Origin of the sequence: Streptomyces sp. AC555_RSS877 (assembly GCF_019049245.1) — a bacterium.
Classification (GTDB): Bacteria; Actinomycetota; Actinomycetes; order Streptomycetales; family Streptomycetaceae; genus Streptomyces.
Genome location: NZ_JAGMUK010000038.1, coordinates 141,402 through 150,801 on the forward strand (window position 1 = coordinate 141,402; position 9,400 = coordinate 150,801).

7 protein-coding genes and 1 pseudogene are annotated in these 9,400 nt (G+C 70.3%); 2 read left to right on the forward strand and 6 right to left on the reverse strand.

Translation table 11 applies throughout. From position 1 onward, the window contains the following. Nucleotides 1-6: 6 nt before the first annotated feature. The 3 genes from KUM49_RS16860 to KUM49_RS16870 are packed head-to-tail and all read right to left on the reverse strand — an operon-like array spanning nt 7 to nt 3,385. A complete protein-coding gene (locus KUM49_RS16860; protein ID WP_217237670.1) occupies nt 7-756 on the reverse strand; it encodes a succinate dehydrogenase/fumarate reductase iron-sulfur subunit in 750 nt (249 codons plus the stop codon). Continuing rightward, nucleotides 753-2,711 (reverse strand): fumarate reductase/succinate dehydrogenase flavoprotein subunit, encoded by a 1,959-nt coding sequence (locus KUM49_RS16865; protein WP_217237671.1) that lies wholly within the window; start codon nt 2,709-2,711, stop codon nt 753-755. Before KUM49_RS16865 ends, KUM49_RS16860 begins: the two co-directional genes overlap by 4 nt. A 2-nt stretch (nt 2,712-2,713) precedes the next feature. Further along, complete coding sequence (locus KUM49_RS16870) at nt 2,714-3,385, reverse strand: succinate dehydrogenase (RefSeq protein ID WP_217237672.1); 672 nt, start codon at nt 3,383-3,385, stop codon at nt 2,714-2,716. Nucleotides 3,386-3,504: 119 nt separating this feature from the next. Between KUM49_RS16870 and KUM49_RS16875 the strand changes: the two genes are divergently transcribed. Further along, nucleotides 3,505-4,389, forward strand: coding sequence for a LysR family transcriptional regulator (locus tag KUM49_RS16875; RefSeq protein ID WP_217237673.1), 885 nt, complete (start codon nt 3,505-3,507; stop codon nt 4,387-4,389). Nucleotides 4,390-4,569: 180 nt separating this feature from the next. On the opposite strand, the gene KUM49_RS16880 is transcribed toward KUM49_RS16875, so the two are convergent. The 3 genes from KUM49_RS16880 to KUM49_RS16890 form a co-directional block, all read right to left on the reverse strand. Then, nucleotides 4,570-6,705, reverse strand: coding sequence for a bifunctional diguanylate cyclase/phosphodiesterase (locus KUM49_RS16880; protein ID WP_217237674.1), 2,136 nt, complete (start codon nt 6,703-6,705; stop codon nt 4,570-4,572). After that, nucleotides 6,702-7,514 carry an SAM-dependent methyltransferase gene (locus KUM49_RS16885; protein WP_217237675.1) on the reverse strand — a complete coding sequence of 271 codons (813 nt, stop codon included), beginning with the start codon at nt 7,512-7,514 and terminating at the stop codon, nt 6,702-6,704. The genes KUM49_RS16880 and KUM49_RS16885 overlap by 4 nt, the downstream gene beginning before the upstream one ends. 296 nt (nt 7,515-7,810) lie before the next feature. Then, on the reverse strand, nt 7,811-8,782 hold the full coding sequence (locus KUM49_RS16890; RefSeq protein WP_217237676.1) for an SCO0930 family lipoprotein: 972 nt from the start codon (nt 8,780-8,782) through the stop codon (nt 7,811-7,813). Between the two features lie 391 nt (nt 8,783-9,173). Here KUM49_RS16890 and KUM49_RS16895 point away from each other — a divergent pair. Next, a pseudogene (locus KUM49_RS16895) lies at nt 9,174-9,400 on the forward strand (hypothetical protein); the annotation flags it as partial.

Genomic DNA, 9,400 nt, shown 5'->3' on the forward strand with positions numbered 1-9,400 from the left:
ACGGCGCTACCGCTTCCCCGCCTTCCGCGCGGCCCGCAGCCACTCCTTGTTCATCCCGGTGATGGACACGAGCGGAATCCCCTTGGGGCAGGCGGTCGCGCACTCCCCCGCCAGCGTGCACCCGCCGAACCCCTCGTCGTCCATCTGCGCCACCATGTCCAGCACCCGCGTCTCCCGCTCCGGCGCCCCCTGCGGCAGCACGTTCAGGTGGTTCACCTTCGCCGAGGTGAACAACATCGCCGCCCCGTTGGGACAGGCGGCCACACACGCCCCGCACCCGATGCACTCCGCGTGCTCGAAGGCGAAGTCCGCATCCGGCTTCGGCACCGGCGTCGCGTGCGCCTCGGGCGCCGCACCGGTGGGCACGGTGATGTACCCGCCGGCCTGGATGATCCGGTCGAAGGCGGTCCGGTCGACGACCAGATCCTTGATCACCGGGAATGCCGACGCCCTCCACGGCTCGATGTCGATCGTGTCGCCGTCCTGGAAGGACCGCATGTGCAGCTGACAGGTCGTGGTGCGCTCGGGCCCGTGCGCGTCACCGTTGATGACGAGCGAACACGCCCCGCAGATGCCCTCCCGGCAGTCGTGGTCGAAGGCGACGGGGTCCTCGCCGCCCAGGATGAGCTGCTCGTTGAGGGTGTCGAGCATCTCCAGGAAGGACATGTCGGAGGAGATTTGGTCCACCTCGTACGTGGACATGCCGCCTTCGGCGTCGGCGTTCTTCTGGCGCCAGACGCGCAGGGTGAGCTTCATGCGTAGCTCCGCTGAATGGGGTGGACGTACTCGAAGACCAGGTCTTCCTTGTGCAGGACGGGGGCGTCGCCGGTACCGGTGAACTCCCAGGCGGCCGCGTAGGCGAACTCGTCGTCCCTGCGGGCGGCCTCGCCGTCGGGGGTCTGGGACTCCTCCCGGAAGTGACCGCCGCAGGACTCGGCCCGGTGCAGCGCGTCGAGGCACATCAGCTCGGCGAGTTCCAGGTAGTCGACGACCCGGTTGGCCTTCTCCAGCGACTGGTTGAACTCCTCGCCGGCGCCGGGGACCTTGATGCGCCGCCAGAACTCCTCTCGGATCTGCGGGATCCGCTCCAGCGCCTTGCGCAGTCCGCTGTCGCTTCGGGCCATGCCGCAGAACTCCCACATGAGTTCGCCGACCTCGCGGTGGAAGGAGTCGGGAGTGCGGTCGCCGTCGACGGACAGCAGCAGGTTCAGCCGGTCCTCGGTCTCCGCCAACACCTCCTGTACGGCGGGATGTCCGGCGGTGACGGCCTCGTGGTGCGGGTTGCGGGCGAGGTAGTCGTTGATGGTCGCCGGCAGCACGAAGTAGCCGTCGGCGAGACCCTGCATGAGGGCGGAGGCGCCCAGCCGGTTCGCCCCGTGGTCGGAGAAGTTGGCCTCACCGACGGCGAACAGGCCGGGGATGGTGGTCTGGAGGTCGTAGTCCACCCACAGACCGCCCATGGTGTAGTGCACGGCGGGATAGATGCGCATCGGCACCACGTACGGATCCTCGTCGGTGATCCGCTGGTACATGTCGAAGAGGTTGCCGTACTTGGCCTCGACGGCCTTGCGCCCCATCCGCTGGATCGCGTCGGCGAAGTCGAGGTACACGCCCTGCCCGCCGGGTCCGACGCCCCTGCCCTCGTCGCAGACGTTCTTCGCGGCGCGGGAGGCGATGTCACGCGGGACCAGGTTGCCGAAGGCCGGGTAGATGCGCTCCAGGTAGTAGTCGCGCTCGTCCTCGGGGATCTTGTTCGGCGGCCGGTCGTCGCCCTTGGCCTTCGGCACCCAGATCCGGCCGTCGTTGCGCAGCGACTCGCTCATCAGCGTCAGCTTGGACTGGTGCTCGCCGGTGCGCGGGATGCAGGTGGGGTGGATCTGGGTGAAGCAGGGGTTGGCGAAGTAGGCGCCGCGCCGGTGGGCCCGCCAGACGGCGGTGGCGTTGGAGTTCATGGCGTTCGTCGACAGGTAGAAGACGTTGCCGTAGCCGCCGCTGGCGAGGACGACGGCGTCCGCGAAGTACGTGTCGATGCGCCCGGTGATGAGATCCCGCGCCACGATCCCGCGCGCCTTCCCGTCGATGACGATCAGGTCCAGCATCTCGGTACGCGGGTGCATCTCGACGTTCCCGGCCGCGATCTGCCGGGACAGCGCCTGGTAGGCGCCGAGCAGCAGTTGCTGCCCCGTCTGGCCGCGGGCGTAGAAGGTCCGGGACACCTGGACGCCGCCGAAGGAGCGGGTGTCGAGCAGACCGCCGTACTCCCGCGCGAACGGCACGCCCTGCGCCACGCACTGGTCGATGATCTCGACGGAGATCTGCGCCAGCCGGTGGACGTTCGACTCGCGCGCCCGGAAGTCGCCGCCCTTGACGGTGTCGTAGAACAGCCGGTGGATCGAGTCGCCGTCGTTGCGGTAGTTCTTCGCCGCGTTGATGCCGCCCTGCGCGGCGATGGAGTGGGCGCGGCGCGGCGAGTCCTGGTAGCAGAACTGGACGACGTGGTAGCCCTGTTCGGCGAGGGTGGCGCCGGCCGAGCCGCCCGCCAGGCCCGTCCCGACGACGATCACCGTGTGCTTGCGCCGGTTGGCGGGGTTGACCAGCTTGGCCTCGAAGCGGCGCTTGTCCCAGCGCTCGCCGATCGGGCCGGCAGGGGCTTTGGTGTCGACGACCGGCTCGCCGGTCGCGTACTCCGTGTATTCGGCGGCAGAGTTCATCTTCAGCTCACCACTCCGGTCATGACGCCCACGGGCACGGCGATGAAACCGGCCGTGAGCAGCAGCGCTAGTACGTTGGCGAAGGTCTTCAGGGCACGGTCGCGGGCCCGGCTCCCGACGCCGAGGGTCTGGGCGGCGCTCCAGAAGCCGTGCCGGACGTGCAGGCCCAGCGCGAGCATCGCGACGACGTAGATCACGTTGCCGTACCAGGTGGAGAAGGTGTCCACGACGTTCTGGTACGGGTGGCCCTCCTGGAAACCGCCGGAGTGCACGGTCCCGGTCGTCAGGTCGAGGATGTGCCAGACGATGAACAGAGCGAGGATGATCCCGCCCCAGCGCATGGTGCGGGTCGCGTAATTCGCCCGCGGCTTCTTGTGGACGTACTTGCTCGGACGCGCCTTGATGTCGCGGCGGCTGAGCTGGTACGCCGAGACCGCGTGGGCGACGACGGCGGCCACCAGCACCACGCGGACGAGCCAGAGCGTCCACTCGTAGTGCATGAACGGCTCGCCGACGGTGCGCAGCCAGTGCGCGTAGTGGTTGAACTCGCCGGACCCGAAGAAGATCTTCAGGTTGCCGATCATGTGGACGACCAGATACAGCAGCATGATCAGGCCGCTGACGGCCATCACGCTCTTCTTGCCGACGGTGGAGTCCCACATGGTGCGTGCCATGGACGACCGTCGGTCCGTCCGCGTTGCCAGAGCCATGTCACAGCACGCTACGGGCGCACCGCCGATCGGTCCAAGACATGGTCCGGCTTGATTCCATAGCCTGCGGCTATCGTGGAGCCATGCAGTTCCAGCAACTCCAGTACTTCGTTGCCGTGGCCGAGACCCGGCACTTCACCCGGGCTGCCGAGGTGGTGCATGTCGCCCAGCCGTCCCTGTCACAGCAGATCAAGGCGCTGGAGCGGGAGTTGGGCGCGGACCTGTTCCTGCGGGCACGCGGCAACATCAAGCTCACCGACGCCGGCGAGGCGCTGCTGCCGCTGGCCCGGCGCATCCTCGCGGACGCGGACACCGCCCGGCACGAGGTGCAGGAACTGGTGCAGCTGCGCAGCGGCCGCGTCCGGCTGGGCGCGACGCCGAGTCTGTGCACGGGCCTGCTACCGGACGTTCTGCGCGCCTTCCACGACCGCTATCCCGGGATCCGGCTGCTGATCGAGGAGGGCGGCTCCCACGATCTCGTACGGGAACTCGCCCGCGGAGCCCTCGACCTGGCCCTCGTCGTCCTCCCACTGCCGACGCCCTCGCCCGCGCTGACCACGGTGGAACTGCTGCGCGAGGACCTCGTCGTGGTGTCCTCCCCGGACGCCCCCAAGCCGGGCCGGGGCCGGCGCACCGTGCGCGTCGCCGACCTGGAGGGCGAGCGATTGGTGATGTTCCGGCACGGCTACGACCTGCGGGAGCTGACGGTGGCCGCGTGCCGCGCCGAAGGCTTCGAGCCGGACTTCGCGGTGGAGGGCGGAGAGATGGACGCGGTCCTCGGTTTCGTCCGGGCCGGCCTCGGCATGGCCGTCGTCCCCCGCATGGTGGCGGCCCGCTCCGGGCGCGGCCTGCGGGTCACCCCGCTGGCCCGCCCCGGACTGCACCGCGCGATCGCCCTCGCGCACCGCAGTGACGTGGCCCCACCGCGGGCAGCGCGCGAACTGCAACGGATGCTGCTGGAGCGCTGAGGACGGCCGGTTCCGAACGGTCGGCGTGAGGGGCGCCACTCAGCCGGGCGGGACGGTGCTCCTCGCTGTCCCAGCCCGCGTGTGCTCCGCCGGCCGGTCGTGCGCCGACACCCACGTCGACCATGACGGTGACCGTCACCCCGTCCAGGGGCGCGCCGGGACGCGCCACACGGCCTCCGTTCAGCCCGTCGCGTCCACCAGTGCCAGTTCGTGCAGCCGCTCCGGCGGGCCGGGACGGGCGTAGTACCAGCCCTGGGCGGTGTCGCAGCCCAGTATCCGCAGTTGCTCGGCCTGGGCGCCGGTCTCCACGCCCTCCACCGTCACCGTGAGGTTCAGGCTGTGGGCAAGCGAAACGATCCCCTCGACGATCTTGAGGTCGACGGGGTCCGCCGGGAACTGCTGCATGCTCTGGGTGAAGGAGCGGTCCAGCTTGAGGATGCTCACCGGCAGGCGACGCAGGTTGGCCAGGTTCGAGTAGCCGGTGCCGAAGTCGTCCAGGGCGATGTCGACGCCCATCTCGGCCAGGCGCCGCAGCGGCTTCAGCAGGTCGTCGTCGGCCCCGATCAGCGCCGACTCGGTGACCTCCAGGCAGAGCGCCTCGGGCTGGACGCCCATGCGTTCCAGGATGTCGACGGTGTCCTGCACCAGACCGGGGTGCGTCAGCTGGCAGGGCGAGAGATTGACGTTGATCCGCAAAGGCCCCGTGCCGGTGTGCCGTTCGGCCCACTCGCGCGCCTGGCGCACCGACTGTTCGAGGACCCAGCGCCCCAGCGGAACGATCAGCCCGGTGTGCTCGGCGAGCGGGATGAACCGGTCGGGGCCGAGGACGCCGTGCTGCGGGTGCAACCAGCGCACCAGTGCCTCGGCGCCGCGCACGCTGCCGTCGCCGAGGTGGACCAGCGGCTGGTACTCGATGAAGAACTCGCCCCGGTCCAGGGCCGTCGGCAGCGCCGTGGTCAGTCCGTGCCGGGTGATCGCGCGGGCGTCGGCCTCAGCGTCGGCGAGCTCGAAACGGTTGCCGCCCGCCGACTTGGCCCGGTACATGGTGATGTCGGCGCTGCGCAGCACCTCCGCCGGGCTGCGCTCTCCCGCCGGGCCCTCGACGATGCCGATGCTGCCGCGCACGGTCAGCTCACGGCCGTCGACGCTGACGGGGGCGAGCAGCGCGTTCATGATCCGCGAGGCGAGTTCGTCGACCTCGCGCTCGGTCTCCGGCCCGGTGGTCAGCGCCACGAACTCGTCACCGCCGAGCCGGGCGACCATCTCGCCGGGCGCGGTCGCACAGGACTGCAGCCGGTCGGCGATCTCGACGAGGAGCCGGTCGCCGGCCGCGTGCCCGAGGCTGTCGTTGATGGTCTTGAAGCCGTCGAGGTCGAGGTAGCACAGCCCGAAGCGCTGGTCCTTCCCTGCGCCCAGCGCCTTCTCCAGGCGCTCGAAGAAGAAGGTGCGGTTGGGCAGGCCGGTGAGCGCGTCGTGCGTGGCCTCGTAGCGCAGCCGCAGGTTGAGCAGGCGGCGCTCGGTGGTGTCCTCCATGAGGGCGAGCTGGTACTGCGGCTCACCGTCGGCGTCGCGCAGCAGGGAGACCGTCAGGTTGGTCCACAGGACCGTTCCGTCGGGGCGGTAGAAGGCCTTCTCGACGTGGTAGTGCTCGCGCTCGCCGCGGACGAGTTCGTCGTAGAGGTGCCAGGTCTGGGGCGCGTCCTCGGGGTGGGTCCACTCCATGACGTTGCGGCCGCGCATGGTCTGCTCGGAGACGCCGAACATGCGCAGCAGCGCTCCGTTGACCTGGAGGATGTTGCCTTCGAGGTCGGCCATGCCGATGCCTATGGCGGCGCCCTCGAAGACCGCGCGGAAGCGGGCCTCGGTGGCGTGCAGCGCCTGGGCGACCACGCCCTGCGCCTGCAACGCCGCCTGCGCGATGGCCTCCTGTTCGGCCAGCGTCCGCTCGCGCAGCGCCTGGGCGAACCCGGCGGCCATGGCGTGCTGGAGCCGCGCGGCGCGCGCCCGCAGGTCCTCCTGGTCGCCCCCCTCGCCGCAGTAGAGCACCAGGTAGGCGTCGACGCAGTCGAGCGTGCGGCCCAGCGCGTCCGGGTCGGTGCAGTGCGCGGCGACCAGGGCCGCGCCCAGCGCCTTGGCCTCGTCCGCGTCGAAGACCCGCGCCCGCAGCGCGTCACTCAACCGCCGTGCCAGCGGGAGCAGTTGTTTCTCGAACTCTGGCCGGGTCGCGGACGTCGAGGTCACCGGGAACACCGCCCGGCTCCAGATCGTCGCGAACCGCCGCAGTCTGTCCTCGGGCCCGTCCGGTTCCGCGCTCACGCCGTACGCCCCACGCACGCGAACCCGGAGAACGCATACGGATCCTCGTCCTCCGGTGCGGTGTCCGGCCGCCAGTGCGGCGGCGCCACGAGTCCGGGTTCCACCATGTCGTATCCCTCGAAGAACCGCGCGATCTCCTCGCGCGAGCGCATGATCAGCGGGTTGCGAATGTCCTTGTACACGTCCACCGCGCCCTCCGCCCGCTTCGGCGGCAAGGGGATTCCCTCGTACGAGGCGTGCGTCAGGAGGAGCATGCTGCCCGGCGCGAGCGCGTCGCGCAGTTCGGCCACCGCTCCGTACGGGTCGTCCGCGTCTTCCACGAAGTGCAGTATGGCAACGAGAAGCAGCGCCACCGGCCGGTCGGGGTCGATCAACCGCTGCACTTCGGGGCTCGCGAGGATCTCGCGGGGCTTGCGCAGGTCGGCCGCGACCACGCCCGCGCCGTCGACGCCGGCGAGGACCGCCTCGCTGTGCGCCACCGCCACCGGGTCGTGGTCGACGTACACCACGCGGGCGTCGGGGCAGGTCGCCCTGGCCACCTCGTGGACGCTTCCGAAGGTCGGGATGCCCGAGCCGATGTCCAGGAACTGGGTGATGCCCTCGTCCGCGGCGAAGCGCACCGCCCGGCGCATGAACGCCCGGTTCGCCTGCATGATCTTCGGAAGTCCCGGCATGAACTCCATGGCCTTGCGGGCCGCTTGCCGGTCGACCTCGAAGTTGTGCGAACCGCCCAGGTAGTAGTCGTAGATGCGCGAAACGCTCGGCACCGAGATGTCGATGCTTCGTGGGGCCCAGGCGGGACGCTCCATCTATCTCTCCAAGGCGTAGGCGATCCGGTGTTCGAAAGCAGAGGCTACTGATCGCCCGCCAATGGAGCGAGCAGAAACGGAAATTGACCATCCGTTCCCGGTCACTGCCTGCGGCACGTGCCGAATTGATGCCCCGCCGCATACTGCACGAAAAGTGCCCGCGACACCCCGGTGGTCCGCGCCCGTATCCGGAATCGGGCGGGCGACTCGCGGGGAGTTGCGGGGAATGACGGCAAACCGGTCCGCCCCCTCCGTGCGGCGCGGAGGGGGCGGACCGGTGGATCGGGACGCCGTCTCTACTGCTCGGGCGCTCCGACCGGCTTTCCGTCGGGTGCCACGGCGTACCATGTGCCGCCGACGCCCTGGCCGTTGGTGTCGCCGGGCTTCTTGTCACCCGCGAAGGTGTAGATCGGTACGCAGTCGATGGACTGCTGCTTGATGCCGTCGGGGCGGTCGAAGACCACGTAGCCCCGGTTGGGGGTGGACCCCTGCAGATCGATGCCCTTCGTGTCCTTGGCGTCGACCGGCGCGACGACCGGCCACTTGTCCAGGCAGTCACCGGTGCACTTTGTGGACATCGGCCACTGCGTGTCCTTCATGAAGCGGTAGACCGTGTGGCCGTTCTTGTCCACGACGATCTCGCCGAGCTCCGCGTCCTTGCGGGTGGACAGCCCGGGCAGGTCGGCCTGCTTCGCCTTCTTGCCGTCGGGGGCCAGCGCGTACCACTTGCCGCCCACGCCCTGGCCGGTGACGTCGCCGGCCTTGGTGTCCTTCGCGTAGCGGTACGCCGGCCAGCCGCCGATGGTCAGCTGCTTGGTGCCGTCGGCGCGGGTGACCTCGCCGAGCAACGCCTCGTCTACACCGGCGCCCGCCTCGGCGTCGTCCGCGGGGACGGGCGGCCAGGCCGTGGCACAGTCGCCGTCGCAGTTGGTCTTCGGCGGTTCGGCCGTGTCCTGGTCGAAGCGGTAGAGGGTGAGGCCCGCGCTGTCGGTCAGCACGTTGCCGAGTTCCGCGTTGGTGGACACGTTCAGCTCGCCCGCGGTGGACGTCTGGGCCGCGGCGCCCTGCCCGGCCTCCGCCGTGCTCGTGCCCGAGGCCGTGGAACCGGTACCGATGCCGCCGACGGTGTAATCGCCCGCCGCGGCCGTCGCGCCGACGTTCTGGCTGCCGGTCGACGGCGTGCCGCTTTCCTGGCCGCACGCCGTCGTCAGCGCCAGCACCGCCGCAGCGCTCGCCACGAGTGATGCGCTCCGCCAGGAGGTCTTCATCGTCAACTCCCCATACTTTCAAAGGTGTTGCAACGCCCTGCTGCGCCGCCGCACGACCATGAGTACGCGTGGGAGCCACGGTTGTGTTCAACCGCCCCGCACATTTCTTTCCGAAACCTGTGGCCCCGCCATTCCCTCTTTCGGGGCAATCCCCTCCTGACCGGACGTGCGAGGCCCCCCAAGGCCTCATGATCTCCGTCGTGCATCGACCCGAACCGACCCGATCCGCCGTCGCCATACGGGTGTTTTCCCTGCTGACACTGACGTGGCTGCTCGTGGGCGCGCCGGCCGAGGTGGCCATGGCCGACGCCTGCGCGTCCGCCTCGACAGGGCCGGACGGCACGCAGGCGGTGGCGGTCGCCGGGAGTCTCACCTGGCCGACTCCCCCGGCGTGCCCACCTCCGCCTCCGCCTCCACCTCCGCCGTGCCCGACACCCACTCCCACTCCGACCCCGACCCCGACCCCGACTCCGGAACCACCCCCACCCCCTCCACCGCCGAAACCGCGGCCCACGCCGACGCCCGAGCCGCCTCCACCGGCACCGCAGCCGGCGCCGGCCCACCCGCATCCGACGCCCACGCCGACTCCGCCCCCGCCTCCGCCGCCACCCCCCCTCC